Source organism: Kitasatospora sp. NPDC098663 (genome assembly GCF_044760075.1).
Taxonomy (GTDB): domain Bacteria; phylum Actinomycetota; class Actinomycetes; order Streptomycetales; family Streptomycetaceae; genus Kitasatospora.
Window position 1 is genome coordinate 63,321 of the sequence record NZ_JBIWAP010000014.1, and the last position, 16,423, is coordinate 79,743.

Annotated in this window: 17 protein-coding genes; 12 read left to right on the forward strand and 5 right to left on the reverse strand. The window is 71.6% G+C overall.

Annotated elements, in window-relative coordinates:
- Positions 1-126 precede the first annotated feature (126 nt).
- Positions 127-654, reverse strand: a complete 528-nt coding sequence (locus ACIQVZ_RS17455; RefSeq protein ID WP_402450808.1) for a GNAT family N-acetyltransferase — start codon at positions 652-654, stop codon at positions 127-129.
- Between the two features lie 147 nt (positions 655-801).
- Between ACIQVZ_RS17455 and ACIQVZ_RS17460 the strand changes: the two genes are divergently transcribed.
- The 7 genes from ACIQVZ_RS17460 (at position 802) to ACIQVZ_RS17490 (ending at position 6,508) form a co-directional block, all read left to right on the forward strand.
- Complete coding sequence (locus ACIQVZ_RS17460; protein WP_402450810.1) at positions 802-1,566, forward strand: HAD hydrolase family protein; 765 nt, start codon at positions 802-804, stop codon at positions 1,564-1,566.
- A 130-nt stretch (positions 1,567-1,696) separates the two neighbouring features.
- Complete coding sequence (locus tag ACIQVZ_RS17465) at positions 1,697-2,161, forward strand: MarR family transcriptional regulator (protein WP_350884322.1); 465 nt, start codon at positions 1,697-1,699, stop codon at positions 2,159-2,161.
- Between the two features lie 190 nt (positions 2,162-2,351).
- Positions 2,352-2,855, forward strand: a complete 504-nt coding sequence (locus ACIQVZ_RS17470; protein ID WP_402451029.1) for an RNA polymerase sigma factor — start codon at positions 2,352-2,354, stop codon at positions 2,853-2,855.
- Complete coding sequence (locus tag ACIQVZ_RS17475) at positions 2,852-3,679, forward strand: anti-sigma factor (protein WP_402450812.1); 828 nt, start codon at positions 2,852-2,854, stop codon at positions 3,677-3,679. Before ACIQVZ_RS17470 ends, ACIQVZ_RS17475 begins: the two co-directional genes overlap by 4 nt.
- A 32-nt stretch (positions 3,680-3,711) precedes the next feature.
- Positions 3,712-4,524 (forward strand): ABC transporter ATP-binding protein, encoded by an 813-nt coding sequence (locus ACIQVZ_RS17480; RefSeq protein ID WP_350884316.1) that lies wholly within the window; start codon positions 3,712-3,714, stop codon positions 4,522-4,524.
- Positions 4,521-5,921, forward strand: coding sequence for a hypothetical protein (locus ACIQVZ_RS17485; RefSeq protein ID WP_402450816.1), 1,401 nt, complete (start codon positions 4,521-4,523; stop codon positions 5,919-5,921). Before ACIQVZ_RS17480 ends, ACIQVZ_RS17485 begins: the two co-directional genes overlap by 4 nt.
- Positions 5,918-6,508, forward strand: a complete 591-nt coding sequence (locus tag ACIQVZ_RS17490) for a hypothetical protein (RefSeq protein ID WP_402450818.1) — start codon at positions 5,918-5,920, stop codon at positions 6,506-6,508. Before ACIQVZ_RS17485 ends, ACIQVZ_RS17490 begins: the two co-directional genes overlap by 4 nt.
- 67 nt (positions 6,509-6,575) lie before the next feature.
- On the opposite strand, the gene ACIQVZ_RS17495 is transcribed toward ACIQVZ_RS17490, so the two are convergent.
- Complete coding sequence (locus ACIQVZ_RS17495) at positions 6,576-7,532, reverse strand: SDR family NAD(P)-dependent oxidoreductase (RefSeq protein ID WP_402450820.1); 957 nt, start codon at positions 7,530-7,532, stop codon at positions 6,576-6,578.
- A 138-nt stretch (positions 7,533-7,670) separates the two neighbouring features.
- Between ACIQVZ_RS17495 and ACIQVZ_RS17500 the strand changes: the two genes are divergently transcribed.
- On the forward strand, positions 7,671-8,264 hold the full coding sequence (locus ACIQVZ_RS17500; protein WP_402450822.1) for a TetR/AcrR family transcriptional regulator: 594 nt from the start codon (positions 7,671-7,673) through the stop codon (positions 8,262-8,264).
- Positions 8,265-8,361: 97 nt separating this feature from the next.
- On the opposite strand, the gene ACIQVZ_RS17505 is transcribed toward ACIQVZ_RS17500, so the two are convergent.
- Positions 8,362-10,371: a ricin-type beta-trefoil lectin domain protein gene (locus ACIQVZ_RS17505; protein ID WP_350884306.1), complete on the reverse strand. Its 2,010-nt coding sequence runs from the start codon at positions 10,369-10,371 to the stop codon at positions 8,362-8,364.
- 295 nt (positions 10,372-10,666) lie between these two features.
- Between ACIQVZ_RS17505 and ACIQVZ_RS17510 the strand changes: the two genes are divergently transcribed.
- Positions 10,667-10,873: a hypothetical protein gene (locus ACIQVZ_RS17510; protein WP_402450825.1), complete on the forward strand. Its 207-nt coding sequence runs from the start codon at positions 10,667-10,669 to the stop codon at positions 10,871-10,873.
- Between the two features lies 1 nt (position 10,874).
- Here ACIQVZ_RS17510 and ACIQVZ_RS17515 read toward each other — a convergent pair whose 3' ends face one another.
- Positions 10,875-11,927 carry a HEAT repeat domain-containing protein gene (locus ACIQVZ_RS17515; RefSeq protein WP_402450828.1) on the reverse strand — a complete coding sequence of 351 codons (1,053 nt, stop codon included), beginning with the start codon at positions 11,925-11,927 and terminating at the stop codon, positions 10,875-10,877.
- 434 nt (positions 11,928-12,361) lie between these two features.
- Between ACIQVZ_RS17515 and ACIQVZ_RS17520 the strand changes: the two genes are divergently transcribed.
- The gene (locus ACIQVZ_RS17520; RefSeq protein WP_402450831.1) at positions 12,362-13,087 is read left to right on the forward strand and encodes a hypothetical protein; all 726 of its coding nucleotides are present in this window, start codon (positions 12,362-12,364) and stop codon (positions 13,085-13,087) included.
- A gap of 65 nt (positions 13,088-13,152) precedes the next feature.
- The gene (locus ACIQVZ_RS17525) at positions 13,153-14,142 is read left to right on the forward strand and encodes a sterol desaturase family protein (RefSeq protein ID WP_402450833.1); all 990 of its coding nucleotides are present in this window, start codon (positions 13,153-13,155) and stop codon (positions 14,140-14,142) included.
- A 96-nt stretch (positions 14,143-14,238) separates the two neighbouring features.
- On the opposite strand, the gene ACIQVZ_RS17530 is transcribed toward ACIQVZ_RS17525, so the two are convergent.
- On the reverse strand, positions 14,239-15,141 hold the full coding sequence (locus ACIQVZ_RS17530) for a LysR family transcriptional regulator (RefSeq protein WP_402450835.1): 903 nt from the start codon (positions 15,139-15,141) through the stop codon (positions 14,239-14,241).
- A gap of 98 nt (positions 15,142-15,239) precedes the next feature.
- Between ACIQVZ_RS17530 and ACIQVZ_RS17535 the strand changes: the two genes are divergently transcribed.
- Entirely contained in the window at positions 15,240-15,998 is a 759-nt protein-coding gene (locus tag ACIQVZ_RS17535; RefSeq protein WP_402450837.1) for an SDR family oxidoreductase, read from the forward strand.
- The last annotated feature ends 425 nt before the right edge of the window (positions 15,999-16,423 follow it).

A 16,423-nucleotide genomic window follows, 5' to 3' on the forward strand; every position in this document is an offset into this window, starting at 1 on the left:
CCAGTATCGCGGCGCAGCTCATGGGGGGCCTCCCCCGATCGGGGGAGCGTTCGTTCGGGCCGTCCGGCTCGGGCGGGAAAGCTGCGGCGGGGAGAGCTGCGGCGGGGAGAGCTACGGCGGGGAGAGCTACGGCGAGGCGGCCCCGGCGGCATCGGCGCGGCCCCGGGTGAGCAGGCGGGTGGTGGTGCCGTCGTCCTCCGGGATGTCGCGGACGTGCCGGAAGCCGATCCTGCCTAGCAGCGCCAGCGAAGCGAGGTTGGCGTCGACGACCGTCGCGTGTACCTCGGCCAGCCCCAGGGTGGTGAAGCCGTGGTCGACGATCGCGGCCGCCAGTTCGGTGCCCAGGCCGCGGCCCCACGCCTCCGGGGCCAGCGCGTAGACGATCTCGAAGCCCTCGACCACGGTGGTGGGCTTGATCTCGGCGTGCCCGACGAGGCGGCCGTCGTGCCGCACGGCCCAGACGTCGAACCGGTTCGAGGCGTAGACCTGGGTGAAGATGCGGCCGAACAGGGCCCGGTCCTCGGCCTCGGACTGCGGGCCGTCGCCCATCCACCGGGACACCTGCCGGTTCTGGAAGAGCGCCACGAAGTCCTCTTCGTCCGTGAGGACGTACGGGTCGAGCAGCAGGCGCCGGGTACGCAGGGTCGGGGTCATGCCGGGCGACGGTACGGGGGCCGTCGCCTGCCCGGCAAGCGGTTTTCGGGAGGCGGGAGTGCCGGGGCGATCGCGGTCGAACGGGTGGCGGGGGCGGCGTAGTGGGGATCACATCGCGGGCTCCGAACGGACGGATATCATCCGGGAATGGTCAACCTTCGCACCCGCACGGTGGTTTTCGATCTCGACGGCACGCTCTGCTTCGACGGGCGGACGATCGACAGCCGGATCCTGACGGCGATCGGGGAGTGCGAGCGGGCCGGGTACCAGGTGGTCTTCGCGTCGGCCAGGCCGGTTCGGGACATGCTGCCGGTGCTCGACGGCGCCTTCCCGGCCGCGATGCTGATCGGCGGGAACGGGAGCCTGGTGTCGGTCGACGGGCAGGTGCGGGCCCGGGCCGTGTTCGAACCGGCGGTGCTGGGCGGGCTGATGGCGGCGGTCGCGCGCCACGAGGCGGGCTATCTCGCGGACGGGCCCTGGGACTACGCGTACACCGGGCCGGTGGACCACCCGATCCGGGGCCGCGTCGACCAGGGCGGCCTGGCGAGCCGGGTGGAGCTGGCCGAACTGCCCGAGGTGGTGAAGTTCCTGGTCGTCGAGGCGTCGGACATGGCGGAGCTCGCCGAGGCCGGCCGGGGGCTCGGGCTGATGGTGAACCACCACCTCGACGAGGCGATCATCGACTTCGCGCCCGGTTCCACGACGAAGTGGGAGGCCCTGACCTCGATGGGCATCGGCGCGTACGCGGCCTTCGGCAACGACATCAACGACTTCGACCTGCTGCGCAACGCCGAGCGGGCGGTGCGGGTCGGCACGCATCCCGGGCTGGACGGCGTCGCCCACGTCAGCGTCGCGGCCGAGCCGGCGGCGGTGGCGGCCGAGATCGCGCTGCTGGCGCGGACGGCCCGGTAGCGCGCCGGCGCCGGGGTGCCTGCCGCCACAGGTGCCTGATCCGGGCGGCCGCCTTCTGAACCGGCCTTGATCTCAAGGGCGGTTGAGGTTCTACGGTGGCCGTGTTCCGGTGATCGCTTGAAGGGGGCGAATGGACATGGCAGTCCGGGAGTACTCGCAGGAGGAGCTGGCCGCCCAGCCCATCGGCGCGTGGAGCGGTGAGGCGTGCCAGCGGGTGGTCGGGGCCATCCGTGCGCAGTTGGCGGTGGAGGATCTCACGCAGCCGCACTGGTGGACGCTCAACCACGTGGCCGGGGATCCGGGCCGGTGGACCCGGGCGGCGCTGGTCGAGCGGCTGGCGAGGTACGAGAACCTCGGGATCGACTTCGGCGACGTCTTCGACGACCTCGTCGCCCGGGGGTGGCTGACGGAGGAGGCGGGGGCCATGACGCTGACCGGGGCGGGGGAGGCCGGCCGCCTCCGGGCGCGGGAGCGCAACCTGCGGGTGCACCGGCAGACGCACGAGGGCATCGGCGCGGCCGAGTTCGCGACCACGATCGACGTCCTGCGTCGGATGGTCGCCAACCTGGGGGGCGACGGGAACCTGCCCGACTGAAGGGTGCCGAGGTGACCGCAGCGCAGGAAGTCGGGCTGACCGACCTCCTGCGCTGCGGTCATGTCAGGACATCGGTGTGATGCAGGTCACGCCGAATGCAGAACCTGCACGCCGCAGCGGGCGTCTGGCTGGTGTGAGATCACGCAGGAGAGCACTGGACGAGCTGGACGAGGAACGCCTCGTCCGGCTGATCGCCAGAAGTGACCGCGCGGCGTTCGACGAGCTGTACCGGCGCACGTCGCCGTGGCTGGCGGTGCGGTTGCGCCGCCGCTGCGCGGACGAGCAGATCGTCGCCGAGGTCATGCAGGAGACCTATCTGGCGGTGTGGCGCGCGGCCGGCGCGTTCGCCGGGAGCGCCGTCGGCGGGACGGCCGTCGGGTGGCTGTGGACGATCGCGGCGCGCCGCCTCGTCGACGCCTTCCGCCGCCGTGCCCACCACGCGGAACCGCCGGCCGCCGCCGCCGAGCGGGCCGTGGTGCCCGCGGCGGAGGAGGAGGCGCTCGCCGGGACCGTCGGCGGCGACGTGGGCGACGCCCTGCGGCGGCTGGCGCCGGAACTCCGAGACGTACTGCAGGCGACGGTGCTCGACGGGCTCTCCGTCCGGGAGACCGCCGTCCTGCTCAGACTGCCCGAAGGCACGGTCAAGACCCGTGCCCGCCGGGCCCGGATCGCGATGCGGGAGGCGCTGGCATGAACGCGGAACACGCGTCGAGGCGACTGATCGACGACTACGCGCGTGGTGACGCGGCGATGGCCGCGGACACGGTGTGGGCGCTGGAAGCCCACCTGGAGACGTGCGCGCCGTGCCGGAGCCTGCTGGCGGCCTCCGTGGCCACCGAGGCGCCCGGCGTCGCCGCGCTCGTCGACACCGTCCGGGCCGGTCTGGACGCGCAGTTGGACGCGGCCGTCGGGGCACCCCGGCGGCGGCACCGCCCGACGTGGGTGTCGGCCTGGCTGACCCCGGCCATGACCCCGTGGCTGGCGATGACCGCCGTCGTCACCCTGATGGCGCTGCTGCTGGACGTGGCCGCGCCGGCGAAGGTCTTCGGCGGCTCCTCGATGGTGGCGCTGATCGCGCCCGTGCTGCCGCTGTGCGGTGTCGCCGCATCGTGGTCGCGCGGCCTGGACCCGGCGTACGAACTGACCGCCTCGACCGCCCGGGCCGGCCTGACCCTGCTGCTCAGGCGCACCACCGCGGTCCTCGTGGTGGTCGTGCCCGGGCTCCTGGCGGGGGGATGGCTGACCGGGAACACGACGCCCGCGCAGTGGCTGCTGCCCTCCCTGGCCTTCACCTCCACCGCCCTGGCGCTGGGCAGCGTGATCGGCGTGACCCGCGCCGCCGTGGGGCTGGTGGCCGGGTGGGGCGCCGCCGTCGTGGTGCCCACGTTCGTCACCGGGCACATCCCCGCCATCCTCGAACTCGCCCTGCACCGCGACCAGTTGCCCGTGTGGGGGCTGCTCCTCGCGCTCGGCGTCTGCGCCGTGATCACTCGCAGGGACGCGTACTCGACGCTGTGAAACCCATGTCCACCCTGGAAAGGGACCATCGCATGACGTATACGGCGAGCGCGGCCGACACCGCGCCGAAGACCTACGCCTGGGAGATCCGGGCCAGCGGCCTGAGGGTACGCGTCGGACGGAGCAAGATGGCCGTCGACGGGCTCGACCTCTCCCTGGGCATCGGCGCCCACGGGCTCCTCGGGCCCAACGGGGCGGGCAAGACCACCCTGATCCGGACGCTGGCCACCGTGCTGCGCCCCACCGAGGGCGAACTGGAGATGCTCGGCACCTCCCTGGGGGGCCGGGTGGGCGACCACCGGGCCCTGCGCCGCCAGATCGGCTACCTGCCGCAGGACTTCGGTTACTACAAGCGCTTCACGGTGCGCGAGTTCGTCGAGTACATGGCCTGGCTGAAGGAGGTGCCGAAGGCGGACATCCCCGGCGCCGTCCAGCGGGCCGTGGAACGGGTGGGCCTGGCGGACCGCGCCGACCACCGGATGAAGACCCTGTCCGGCGGCATGGTGCGGCGGGCCGGCATCGCCCAGGCCATCGTCAACTCCCCCGCGGTGCTGCTGCTGGACGAGCCGACGGCCGGGCTGGACCCGGCGCAGCGGCTGCGCTTCCGCGAGCTGCTGCAGGACCTGGGCCGCGACACCTGCGTGGTCGTCTCCACCCACCTGGTCGAGGACGTCGCTGCCGCCTGCTCCGACGTGGTGCTCTTCGCCGACGGCCGCCTCGTCTTCCAGGGCACGCCGGACGAGTTGGGTGCGGCGGGCAGCCCCGACCACCCGGGCGACAGCCCCCTGGAGCGCGGCTACTCGGCGCTGCTGCGCAACTCCGGCCAGCAGGGGAGCGCCTGGTGAACCGACGTGTGCTGCGGACGGAGCTGAGGCGCTCCGCCGCCCCGTGGGCCGGCCTCGTCGTCCTGGGCGGCAGCCTGGCGGTCTTCCTCCCGTTCGACGCGTTCTGGTGGCACGGCACCGCGGGGTGGACGGCCCAGTGGACCACCATGGCCATGTGGACCCGGTCGCTGCTGGCCTACTGGTGGCCGTTCGTGATCGGCATCGGGGCGGTGTACGGGCTGCGCGAATCCCGCTCGCGGATGACTGAGCTGCTGTCGACCACGCCGCTGCCGGCCTGGCGCCGTGCGGCGCTGCCGGCCGGTGCGATCGGGCTCGCGGCGGCGGTGGGCTTCGGTCTGCTGGTCCTGGTGGGCGGAGCCCAGGTGGCGGCCGGTCCGACCACCTACGCATCCCTCGGCTGGCTGCCGATCTCGCTGGTGGCGGCACTGGCCCTGGTCGCGGGCGCCGTGTTCGGCATGGGTGTCGCGCGGGCGCTGCCCTCCACCCTCACGCCGCCGGCCCTGGTGGTGATCGTCTTCGTGGGGACGGGCCTGTTCCTGCGCATGAACAATGAGGGGTTGGTGCCGACGGGCAGGGTGGGGAACCGGTTCGCCCAGCTGTCCCCGGCGACCGTGGAGCCGCGGCAGATGCTGCTGACCCTGTCCGGCTCCGTCCACCTCGGCCAGACGCTCTGGCTGCTCGGCCTGCTCGCCACCGGCTTCGCGCTGCTGGCGGCCGCGACCCGCCGGGCCCGGCTGCTCGCGGTGACTCCCGTCCTGGCCGGCCTGGGCCTGGCCCTGCTGGTCCTCCCGGCCGCCGCGCGCGACACCTACGTCGTCGACAAGGCCGCCGCGACGCTGGTGTGCGACGGGCCGGTGTGCGTGACGCAGGCGAGCCGTTCGCACCTCGCCGAGCTCGCGCAGCGCAGCAAGGACGCGCTGCGCGTGCTGCACGACGTCCTGGGCGACAAGGCGCCGGCCTCGGTGCGGGAGGACAACGCGCTGCACGAGCTCGCCGCGGCACGCGAACTCTCCGCAGACGTGCTGCTGGTCGACTTCAACGACCGGATGCTCGCCGACGCGAAGGGCGAGAAGCTGACCCGCGCGCTGATCGGCAGGGGCCTGGCGCCGAGCTGCTACCCGGACAACGACAAGGAGGGCGGGGGGAGCTACGACGTCCTCGGCCAGAGCCTCGCCGTGAGCTGGGCCCTCCACGACCCCCAGCTCCAACCGCTGAAGGAGAAGGGCACCGACGCGTACGCGATCAAGCTCTGGGCGGAGGCCGACGCCGCGTGGCAGAAGCTGATGGCGCTGCCACCGGCCGAGCAGCGCTCGCAGATCGTCGAGCTGCACACCGCCGCCCTCTCCTGCGCGGGGTACAAGCAGCTTCAGAAGATGGCCGGGGAGGCGGCGCAGTGAGGTGGCTGATGCTGTACGCGCGTTCACGGCAGGTGTCCACGTCGGCCGCCGCGGTCGCGTTCACCGCGCTGGTGGTGTGGGTCTTCAACCGGGGCGGCGGCACGGGTGTGATGGAACCGGACGCGATCAACCCGATCGTGTACTTCGTGCTCGCCGCGAGCGTGGCGGCCGGCTCGGTCGGGCTCGGCGGGCAGGACTCCGCGCTGGACAGGACGGCCGCGATCCGGTGGGTGCCCCGCCGGGCGGCGCACGCGCTGCTGATCGGCGTGGTCGCGGGCGCGGCGATGCTGGCGGTCCAGGCGGTGGGGCCGAGGTTCGCCCCCACCGAGGTCGTCGTCCGGGATACCGCGGGCATGGCCGGCCTGGCCGCGTTCGGGGCGGTGCTGTGCGGGGCGCACCTCGCCTGGACGCTGCCGACCGCTTGGCTCGCGTTCGCCGTCGTCTCTCCGCCGCTGCCGCCCAACACCGTGGGGAAGGCGTTCGGTTGGATGTCCTACCCCCCTGGCACGGAGGCGTCCACCTGGACCGCGGTGGCCCTCCTGGTGATCGGCGCCGGGCTCTACGCCCTGGCGGGGCCGCGTAGGTAGCGGGCCCGCCCCGCGCCCCGCTTCCCCTCTGCGAGGAGGGGGAAGCGGGGCGTTCTGCTGCGGGCCGTCAGTCGCGGCTGCCCAGGGTGTCGTGCGAGACCTGCCAGAGCAGCGCGGCCGCCTCGGGGTCGAGGGCGTGGTCGGAGACGCCGCTGCGGGCGCTGAGTTCGCCGCGGACGGCTTCGTTGCAGTCCTCGAAGTAGTGGCCGCTGACGCCCGCCAGCAGCGGCGAGGCGGCGAGCAGGACGGAGGTCGCCGCGCCCTGCTCGGTGGTCTTCCACAGCAGCTCGGTGCCGTTGGCGAACTGGGCGCGCAGCCGGGCGAGCTCCTCCTCGGAGACGTAGCGCTGGAGGGCGGTGCGGATGCCGCCGGGCATCAGGGCGTTGACGGTGATGCCGTCCGCCGCCCAGCGCTTGGCGGCCTCGACCGCGAACAGGACGTTGGCGGTCTTGGACTGGCCGTAGGCGGACCAGGGCTCGTAGGCGCGCTCGCGGAAGTGGATGTCCTCGAAGACGACGGGGGAGCGGTGGTGGGCGCTGGAGCTGACGGCCACGACGCGGGCGCCGCCGTCCCGGGCCAGGGCCGCGTGCAGGCCGGTGGCCAGTGCGAAGTGCCCGAGGTGGTTGGTGGCGAACTGGAGCTCCCAGCCTTCCGGCGTGCGGACCTCGGGCGAGGCCATCACGCCGGCGTTGTTGACCAGGATGTGCAGGGGCCCGTCCCAGGCGGAGACGAACGCGGCGACGGAGGCCTGGTCGGCCAGGTCCAGCGGTGCGACCCGGATGTCCGCGTTGCCGGTGGTCGCGGTGATGTCCTCGGCGGTGCGGGCGCCGGCGTCGAGGTTGCGGACCGCGAGGGTGACCTGCGCGCCCGCCGAGGCGAGGGCGCGCGCGGTCTCGACGCCGATGCCGGAGGCGCCGCCGGTGACGACGGCGCGGCGGCCGGTCAGGTCGACGCCGGAGATGACCTCGGCGGCGGTGGACTCGGCGCCGAAGGGGGTGGTGAGGCGCGGGGTGCTGGCGTTCATGATCGTTCCCGTCTGGCTGGGTGACCGGAGCTGGGGTGCGCGGGAGGGGGCGGCCGGTAGAGTGGAAACCGGAGGGCCCTCCGCATGTCTCCAGGTTAAGCGGAGGATCCTCCGCTTGCAACCCGAGGAGGACCAGCCGTGACCACCGCCGACCCCCGGCCGCTGCGCGCCGACGCGCGCCGCAACCGCGACCGACTGATCGAAGTGGCCGCACGGGCCTTCGCCCAGGACGGACCGGACGCGACGCTCGGGGCCATCGCCAAGGAGGCCGGCGTGGGCATCGGCACCCTCTACCGGCACTTCGCCACCCGCGAGGAACTCGTCGAGGCGGTCTACCGCAGCGAACTCGCCAAGCTGTGCGACTCCGCCGCGGAACTGCTCGACGGCACGGCACCCGACGCCGCGCTGCGCGCCTGGATGGACGGCTTCGTCCGCTACATGACCACCAAGCGCGGGATGTCCGACGCGCTGCGCGCGCTCATCGCCTCCGGGAGCAACCCCTTCTCGCACAGCCGCGCGATGCTGACCACCGCGATCACCCGACTCCTGCGGGCCGGGGCCGAGTCGGGCGTGCTGCGCGCCGACGTCGAACCGGAGGACGTGCTGTTCAGCCTCAGCGGACTGTCCCTGGCCGCGACCACCCCCGAGCACCACGCCCGGATGGAACGCCTCCTCGACCTCCTGATGGACGGTCTGCGCCACCGCGCCGCCTCCGGGCGGGACGTCGGCTGAGAACAACGACCGAAGGACGCCGGCCGTACGTGGCCGGCGTCCTTCGTCCTCCGTCGTGACTGCGGCCCGGTGTGGCCTTGTGCGGCCGGACCGGCCGTCAGAGGAGCTGGAAGGTCCACTCCTGCTTCCAGCCGCCCTCGCAGCTCCACACCCCGAGCTGCTTGAAGTCGGAGTCGTGGGTGAGGCAGTTGTCGTCGTCGATCTGGACCCGGTACTTGCCGTTGCCGAGGCCGACGAACTGCCACTTCTGGTTGGAGGTGCCGCCCCACGCCTGCTGCTCGGCGACGTAGGTGTCAGGGTTCTCGGTGAGGTTGTACCCGAGGTCGTTGACGATCCGGTAGCGGTCCCCGCCCAGCGGCTTGATCGTCCAGGTGGACCCCTTGTACCCCAGGATCCCGCCCACGATCGGCGCACCCCAGGTCGAGGTCTCGGTGGGGGCCGACGCGCCCAGGCCGTTGGAGAGCTTCAGGAACAGCGGCCGCTCGGTCGGGACGGTCGGCTTGGTGTCCGGCTTCGGGTCGGGCTTCGGCTTGGGGTCCGGCTTGGGCTTCGGGTCCGGCTTCGTCGGGTTGGTCGGATCGGTCGGGGTGATCACGCCGCCGGAGGCGGACTCAAGGATCCACTCCTGCTGCCAGCCCGACTTGCACGTCCACACGCCGAGCTGCTTGAAGTCGGCGTCGTGGGCGAGGCAGTCGTCGTCGGAGATCCGGATCTGGTACTTGCCGTTGCCGACTCCGACGAGCTCCCACTTCTGCCGGGAGGAGTTGCTCCACGGCTGGAGTTCGGCCATGTAGTTGCTGTTCTCGGTGAGTTCCAGCCCGTAGGAGCTGGTGATCCGGTAGCGGCCGCCGCCGAGCGGGGTGAGCTTCCACTTGGACTCGTTGCCACCCCGGATCCCGGGGACGACCGACGCGCCGGCGGAGCCGTTGACCGGGACGGCACCCAGGCCGTTGTCGAGCTTCAGGGTCACGTCGGCGCCGTTGCTGCCGCCGCCTCCGCCGGGCGTGGGCGGGTTGGTGGTCGGCGGGGTGCCGCCCCAGGCCCAGTTCTGGTTGGGGGCGTCCCGCTTGTCCTCGGAGCCGCAGGCCCAGGCCGCCACGGTGCTGCCGTTGGCGGTCCGGCCGTTGAAGTCGTCGATGCAGACGTCCTTGGACCGGTCGTCCATGTCCGCCATGTGCCGGAAACCGCCGCTGGCCGACATGTTCCAGCGCTGACCGGGGATCTCCAGGCAGTCCCAGACCTGGAGCTTGGTCCCGTTCGCGGTCTTGTTGGCCTCCAGGTCGAGGCACTTGCCGTTGGCCGCCTGGAGCTTGTACCCGTTGTAGGTCCACTTCTGGGCGTCGCTGCCGTTGCACTCCCACATCTGCACGGGGGTGCCGTTGGCGTTGCCGTTGCCGTTGACGTCCAGGCAGGCGTGGTAGCCGGGGCTGGAGTCGGGGGTCAGGCTGCCGGTCCTGGTGCCGTAGCCGGACCGCGCGGGGAAGTGGATGGTGCGCACGTCGCCGTCGCACTTGTAGGGCCGCGCGGTGCCCGCCCGGCAGGTCCACGGCTCCTTCTTGACGGTGTCGCCGTCGTTGCCGATGAACGCCCAGTTCATGTAACCGCCGTCGCCCCGGTTACGGATGGTCGAATCCCCCTGGAAGACCCAGATCCGGAATATGTCGTAGCCGGAGGGTTCCTTCTTCTCCTTGTCCAGGAAATGGTTGAGCTTGTAGGTGGTGTCGATCAACACCCCCTTCATGTCGGACTTGTACTCGTTCTTGAACCACTCGGTGTCATACAGGTCGGTGCCTATGGTCTTGAACACCAGGACGTTGAACCCCGGGAACTTCGCGCTCAACTTCGACGCGGTGCTCTGGGTGAACTCCGCGTTGTCCACCTTGTTGAGGTTGGCGGCGTTGCGCATGAGCCTGATCATGTCGAAGGCGGAGCTGATCAGCGCGGTCATGCAGTTGCCGCCGCCCGGCGAGGCCGGGGTCCCACAGGTCTTGTCCGCGTGGAGGGGCGGCTCCGGCGCGGCCTGGGCCTGTGCGGTCAGGCTGGAGACCATGGCGACTGCGGCGATCCCGCAGGCCAGGGCGCGTTTGAGACGGGACAGGGGTTTCATAGCGGATTCATCTTTCTGGTCGGCAAAGATGGATCGTAGATTCCGGAATCCCTCCGTCTCGCGACTCCATACGGAATCCATATGGCGGTCCGGGAGGTCTTGACGCCTTTTCCCGCACCGCCCCGGAACGGTGGACTCCGCGGACCGGACTCAAGGCCGGTGGCCGGCCGTGGAAAGGTCGGGGTCTAGGGTGTGAGCCGCGGCCACGTCGGTGGGCACCGGCGGCCGCACCGGCGTCTGCGCCGCCAGTGCCGTGGCGACGGACGTGGACACAGAAGGTGGGAGGGCCTGCGAAGTGTCGACAACGTCAGAGTTCCGTGGCTTCGACCTGGTGCGGCGTGGCTACGAGCGTCAGCAAGTCGACCACTACCTCAGGGCCCTGGCCGAAGCCGGTTCACCGCCGCCCCCGCCGGCGTTCGAGATCGTGCGGCGGGGCTACGACTGCGAGCAGGTCGACGCGCGCATCGCGGAGCTCCTGCGCGGCAGGGGCGCCAGGGGTTAGATCAGGCGGGCTGGATTCGCGGCAGGTCGGTCGAGACCAGGTCGGCAGCGCGCGCGGGGTCGCCGTCCGCGCGGGTGAGCAGGGCCTCGATGTCGTAGCCCGTCGGCTCCGAGGCGGCGTGGATGTCGAGGGTGCGGCCCCAGCCGCAGCGTTCCATCGAGACGGCGGCGTCCAGGTCGGGGCGGAGCCGGTGGAGCGTGCAGACCAGTTCCCAGGCGAAGGCGTCCAGGCGGGCCCGCCGCACCGGGTTGCAGGCGTTCACGGCGTCGGTGGTCCAGTCGTCGCCGGGCTCGTACTCCGGGAGGGCCGGCAGGAGTTCGGGGTCGCCCGTGATCGGCTCCGCGTCGAACGTGAGGGCGTGTGCGCCCTCGGGGTTGCCGATCAGTTCGGCGAGGAGCGGGACGGCGCGGGGGTCGTGCCGGCCGGCGAGTCCGTGGATCGCCTCCATGCGGGTCTCGTCGTGCTCGTCGGCCGTCCGCTCCCAGAGCGCGGCCCGGATCGCGGGGCTGTCCGCCCCGGACTGGACGCCGAGGGTGAACGTCGCCCAGTCGCGGACGTGCGGATTCTGGTCCCGGGTCAGCCCGATGAGGGTGCGGATGTCCGGCCCGTCCGGCAGCCCGGTGAGGACCTCCGCGAACGAGCGGGCCACCCCCTCGCGGACCTCGGCGTCCGGGTGCCCGGCGAGGGTGACGAGGACGGGGACGGCGCGCGGGTCGTGCGTCTGCTCGATCGCGCGTGCCAGGGCGCGCAGCACGTGCTCGTCGGTCTCCCGCTGGGCGAGGGCGACGAGCGCGGTGGCCGTTTCGGTGCGGACCGCCTCGTGGTGGTAGCTGGTGTCGCGCAGCAGGTCGCAGCCGGTCGCGCGCTCGATCGGATCGGCGGAGCCGATGAGCTCCAGGCCGAGCGGCAGCGCCGCCTCGTCGGCGGACGCCCGCCACAGTAGCGGGCCGTACTCGTTCCAGCCGTCGTGGTCGTCCGGGTCGTCCGAGGCGGTGATGGCGCGCATGGCCGACAGTGCCTGGGTGACCAGTTCCGCGACGGTGTCCGTTTCCATGCGGGCATTCTGGTGCACGAAGCAGCGAGTGCGCGCGGGAATTGTCGGCGCGACCGCGCTTCCGGCCCACGGACGCGCCGGCGCCGGCGGGCGCGTGCGAGCGTCGCAGGGTGTCCCCGGGAAGGATCTTGACGTGGTCATGAGCGGAGGTGATCATAGCGGAGCACCGCGCAACACTGATGCACCCGAAGGTCGTTGAAGACGTTCGGCAGCCGGAGTGCGGTCTGTGGATTTCGCGGGCAAAACCCATCCCTTTCGAAGGGCCGGCGGTGCGGAAGCCGGCCGGGTGCGGAGTCGGCCTTGACGAAGGGGAGTTGGTGGACGTGACGAGTCCGTGGGTCCGTTGGTGCCGATCCGTTCTCTCGGCGGCGGCCACCGCGGCGAGACGGTTCGGCCACGGCCGGGCTGCGGCCGCAGACTCCCCGGTGGCGCCGATGCTGCTCGCCGCCGCCCGGAACAACTCGTCCTGGTGCGAGGCGATGTGCCGGGCGAACGGGTTCTCCGGAGAACTCTCCGACGTCGCGTGGGTGAATCTGAAGAAGAGCCTCACGTACTACCCGAACCTGGTGGTCCTGAGCCCGTCGATGTCCGGCTCGGAGGTGCTCGACGTCCTGCGGGAGGCGCCGCTGGGGCCGCTCTTCGTCAAGGACAGTTTCGCCAACGCCGACCTCCTCCCGGGGAACTATCGAATCCTCATCGAGGCGGAGTGGATCCACCGGCCGGCCGCAGCCGCGGCCCCGGCGCAGGTGGCGTCACGGGACGGTGCCGACCAGCGGTGGCGGCCTGTCACCGGCACCGATGAGTTGCGTACGTGGGAGCGGGCATGGGCGGGTGGCGGCGACACGTCGGTGACCACGTTCCCCGAAACCCTTCTGCTCGATGACGACGTGATCTTCCTCGGGGGATTCTCGGGCGACAGCCTGGTGGCGGGAGCCGTGCTTCACCTGAGCCACGGTGTGGCGGGGGTGACGAACGTCTTCGGCCCTCCGGGGGAATCCGCCCGGACATGGGCCGGTCTCATCTCCTGCGCTCGCGAAGAGGTGCCGGGAATCGACCTGGTCGGATACGAGCGGGACGCGGAGCTGGCGGCTGCCGAGGCGAACGGATTCGCGCCGCTGGGGCCGGTCCGGATATGGCAGCAGATCGCCGGAGGCCGATAAATACCTGCCCGTCCCGCGCGGAGGGGTGCAGAAGAAGTCCGATGAAGTCCAGGGGGAGATCGGGAATGAACTCAGCAACCGAAAGAGAACTCGGCGCCGCACGCAGAACCCTGCGTTTCGCCATCCGCTATCTCAGCTATCCGATCCTCATGGTGCTGACCCTCGGGGCATCCATCACCCTGGTCGACACCTCGTTCCCGCAGTGGGCCATCGTGCCGATGGTCACCCTCTTCGCCTCGGTGTACGTGGCCGTCCTGGAGCGGGTCCAGCCGTTCTACGAGGGTTGGAACCGCTCGCGCAAGGACGTTGTCTCGGACGCCACCTCCAGTCTGGTGGCCTTGGTGGTGGTCGCCCGGCTGGTCGAGCCGCTGTTCCTCTCGGTCCTGTTCGCCGGATCCGTCCTGCTTTCCGAAGAGCTGGACAGCACGTTGTGGCCGACGAGTTGGCCTCCCGTCGCCCAGGCCGCACTGGCGCTCCTGGTGGGAGAGTTCTTCTACTACTGGATGCATCGCTGGATTCACGGTTCGCGGGTCTTCTGGCGCTTCCACGCGGTGCACCACAGCTCGGAGCGGCTCTACTGGCTCAACTCCGCCCGGTTCCACCCCATCGACTTCTTCCTCGACGACGTGGCGATCGTCTTCCCGCTGGCCCTGACCGGGTGGACGCTGCACAGCCTCTCCGGTCTGATCATCCTGCTCACCTTCTACAACTGCCACGGCGTCACCATGCACTCCAACATGGACGTCCGGCTGGGCCCGCTGAACTACCTGGTGCCCGGACCGGAAGGGCACCGCTGGCACCACTCGCGGGACCTGCGCGAAGCCAACAAGAACTTCGGCGGCAAGGTCGTCCTGTGGGATCTGCTGTTCGGGACGTTCTACCTGCCCGCTGACCGGATGCCGCCCGAGGACATCGGCCTGGCCGACCAGGTCCGGCTGCCGGACTCCTACCTCGGCCTGCTGCTGGCCCCGTTCCGCTGGTCCAAGCTTCCGCTGCGCACGACCGAACCGGCGTCCGGCGCCGTCCTGGTCGAGGAAAAGGCGGGCAGCGTCTGATCCCGCGCCGGGGCTGCGCAGGAAGTCGGGCCGGCCGACTTCCTGCGCGGTCGGGTGTTGGGCGGGCTGAGTCGACTCCTCTCGGAGGCGAGGGGTTCAGCCGACCGGCGGCCCGTCGTTCTCCCGTCGGGAGGCCGGGCCGAGCAGTGTGCGCGCGACGTCTGCCAGCTGTCCGAGCAACGGGTTGGGGTCGTCGGCGCGCGTGACGAGCACGACCTCGCAGGGGTCGATGTCGATGACGGGCACCAGGGCGATGTCCTCGCGCACAGCGGCGCGTCGATCGCCGGCAGGGAAGATCGCGACACAGTGGCCGGTGGCGACGAGTTCCAGCTTGTCCTCGAAGCTGTCGTCGATCGCGGGCGGGGGTGGTGCCGGGCGGTCGCCGACGGGCCTGGGTGTGCTCCAGAGGACCGGGGTGCTGGCGCAGGCGATCAGTTCCTCGTCCGACAGGGCCCGCAGGCTGACGGTTCTCTCGTTCGCCAGGCGGTGACTCGTCGACGTGACCAGGACCCGCGGCTCCTCGCGCAGTTCGGTCACCCGGAAGCCGTCCGTGGGCAGGGGCAGGGGCCTGTACGCGACGAGGGCGTCGACCCGCCCCTCGGCGAGGGCGTGCGTGTCCCGCCAGTCGAGGTGCCTGGTACGGACCCGGCCGTCAGGGTGCCGGCGGCGCAGTTCCTGCACGCAGGCGGTGATGACCAGTCCTTCGGCGTAGCCGACGGTGATGGTGCGGGGCTGGGCGGCGGCTCTGGCCGTGTGAGCGGCCTGATCGGCCTCTTGGAGCAGTATCCGGGCCCTGAAAAGGAAGGCCTGACCGGCGTCGGTGAGGCTGCTGCCCTGCGGCGAGCGGTCGAACAGCCGGACACCGAGCTGGGACTCCAGTCGCTGGATCTGACGGCTCAGCGACGGCTGCGCCAGGTGGAGCCTGGTGGCGGCCCGGCCGAAGTTGCCGTACTCCGCCACGACCGTGAAGTAGCGCACGAGCCGCAGGTCGAGGTCCATCCGCCCAGGGTACGCCGCGCGCCGTCATGCGCCTGGGGCATGGCGGCATGCGGAACAGGTCTTGGACGGGGTGTGCGGGTGGGCATTTGGCTTGGGGCATGACCACTGATGACGGCAAGACGTATGACGGCAAGAAGATCGTGATCACGGGCGGAAGCAGCGGCATCGGCCTGGCCGCGGCCCGGTTGTTCGCGGACGGTGGGGCGCACGTACTGATCACCGGCCGTACCCGAGCCACCCTGGACGCCGCGCTGGAGTACTTGGGGGACAGGGCGATCGCCGTCCGCAGCGACGCCGCGTCCCTGGGGGACATCAAGGCGCTGGCCGGCACGGTCCAGGAGCGGTTCGGCGCGGTGGACGCGCTGTTCGTCAACGCCGGCGTCACCGCCTCCGCGCCGTTCGACTCGACGACGGAGGAGATGTACGACGCGCTGTTCGGCGTCAACGCCAAGGGCCCGTACTTCACGGTGCAGGCGTTGGCGCCGCTGTTGCGCGAGGGAAGCGGCGTGGTCCTCACCACGTCGGTGGTGAACGTCCTGGGCCTCGACGCGCTCAGTGTCTACTCGGCGAGCAAGGCGGCCCTGCGGTCGATGACGCGCACCCTGGCCCGCGAGCTGCTGCCGCGCAAGGTGCGCGTCAACGCCGTGAGCCCCGGACCGATCGACACGGGCATCCTGGACCGCTCCGTGCCCGCCGACGCCGTCGAGACGATGAAGGACGCCTACCGGAGCGCGAACCCGATGCAGCGGCTGGGGGCGCCCGAGGAAGTGGCCGCCGCGGTGGCGTACTTGGCGTTCGGCGCGACCTTCTCGACGGGAGCGGAGTTCCCCGTCGACGGAGGGGCCTCGCAACTCTAGGCGCTCCGGGAGCGGGCGGCCCCGCGCGGAGTCGGAACCCGGGCCGGGAAGAGACCGACATGGGTCGAACTCGCCTTCCAGTGCCGCAGCAGGCAACGGTTGCCCTGTCGTGACATCCCGTCCGGCTGTCGTGCCGGCCGGGTGTGCGGGCGCCGGGGCGGGAGGCGGGCCGGAAGTGGGGGCCGGGGCCTCCCTGCCCGGGGCGGGCCGAGGATCGGGACGAGGTCGTCCTCGGCGGTCGTCTTTGTGATCAGCCGCCCGGGTCCGGGTTCACGTGGGCCGGAGTGGACACGGTGGAGCGCACCGGGGGAGGGTCGTACGGGTTCGCTGCTCCGATGCGGTGATCCGCCCAGGGTGGTGCGGTTGCGGCCGGGGACTGTGTCAGTGCCACTGCGGGCGGACGTGCGGTTGACGGGCGCGACCGG

Excerpts from the sequence above, each read along its gene's own strand:
- ACIQVZ_RS17455 (WP_402450808.1), bottom strand. The coding sequence starts at position 654 with ATGACCCCGACCCTGCGTACCCGGCGCCTGCTGCTCGACCCGTACGTC.
- ACIQVZ_RS17460 (WP_402450810.1), top strand. The coding sequence starts at position 802 with ATGGTCAACCTTCGCACCCGCACGGTGGTTTTCGATCTCGACGGCACG.
- ACIQVZ_RS17465 (WP_350884322.1), top strand. The coding sequence starts at position 1,697 with ATGGACATGGCAGTCCGGGAGTACTCGCAGGAGGAGCTGGCCGCCCAG.
- ACIQVZ_RS17475 (WP_402450812.1), top strand. The coding sequence starts at position 2,852 with ATGAACGCGGAACACGCGTCGAGGCGACTGATCGACGACTACGCGCGT.
- ACIQVZ_RS17480 (WP_350884316.1), top strand. The coding sequence starts at position 3,712 with ATGACGTATACGGCGAGCGCGGCCGACACCGCGCCGAAGACCTACGCC.
- ACIQVZ_RS17495 (WP_402450820.1), bottom strand. The coding sequence starts at position 7,532 with ATGAACGCCAGCACCCCGCGCCTCACCACCCCCTTCGGCGCCGAGTCC.
- ACIQVZ_RS17505 (WP_350884306.1), bottom strand. The coding sequence starts at position 10,371 with ATGAAACCCCTGTCCCGTCTCAAACGCGCCCTGGCCTGCGGGATCGCC.
- ACIQVZ_RS17515 (WP_402450828.1), bottom strand. The coding sequence starts at position 11,927 with ATGGAAACGGACACCGTCGCGGAACTGGTCACCCAGGCACTGTCGGCC.
- ACIQVZ_RS17520 (WP_402450831.1), top strand. The coding sequence starts at position 12,362 with ATGCTGCTCGCCGCCGCCCGGAACAACTCGTCCTGGTGCGAGGCGATG.
- ACIQVZ_RS17525 (WP_402450833.1), top strand. The coding sequence starts at position 13,153 with ATGAACTCAGCAACCGAAAGAGAACTCGGCGCCGCACGCAGAACCCTG.
- ACIQVZ_RS17530 (WP_402450835.1), bottom strand. The coding sequence starts at position 15,141 with ATGGACCTCGACCTGCGGCTCGTGCGCTACTTCACGGTCGTGGCGGAG.
- ACIQVZ_RS17535 (WP_402450837.1), top strand. The coding sequence starts at position 15,240 with ATGACCACTGATGACGGCAAGACGTATGACGGCAAGAAGATCGTGATC.